This window comes from Pseudomonas sp. SIMBA_068 (genome assembly GCF_046534705.1).
Taxonomy (GTDB): domain Bacteria; phylum Pseudomonadota; class Gammaproteobacteria; order Pseudomonadales; family Pseudomonadaceae; genus Aquipseudomonas; species Aquipseudomonas putida.
In genome coordinates this window covers 1-244 of record NZ_JAWRYI010001372.1, presented here as the reverse complement: position 1 = coordinate 244, position 244 = coordinate 1, and the positions used below count along the sequence as shown (strand labels likewise).

At 61.1% G+C, this 244-nt stretch carries 1 pseudogene; it reads left to right on the top strand.

From position 1 onward, the window contains the following. Nucleotides 1-244: pseudogene (locus SB756_RS34110) on the top strand (PAS domain-containing sensor histidine kinase); the annotation flags it as partial.

Below are 244 nucleotides of genomic sequence, written 5' to 3'. Positions count from 1 at the left end.
GCTGTATCACCCTGGTACGCGACTACGACCCGAGCATTCCCGACGTATTGATCGACCGCGAACAGATGATCCAGGCGGTGCTCAATATCGTGCGCAACGCCATGCAGGCCATCAGCAGCCAGAACGAACTGCGCCTGGGCCGCATCAGCCTGCGCACCCGTGCCCTGCGTCAGTTCACCATCGGGCATGTGCGCCATCGCCTGGTGACCAAAGTCGAAATCATCGACAACGGCCCCGGAATTCC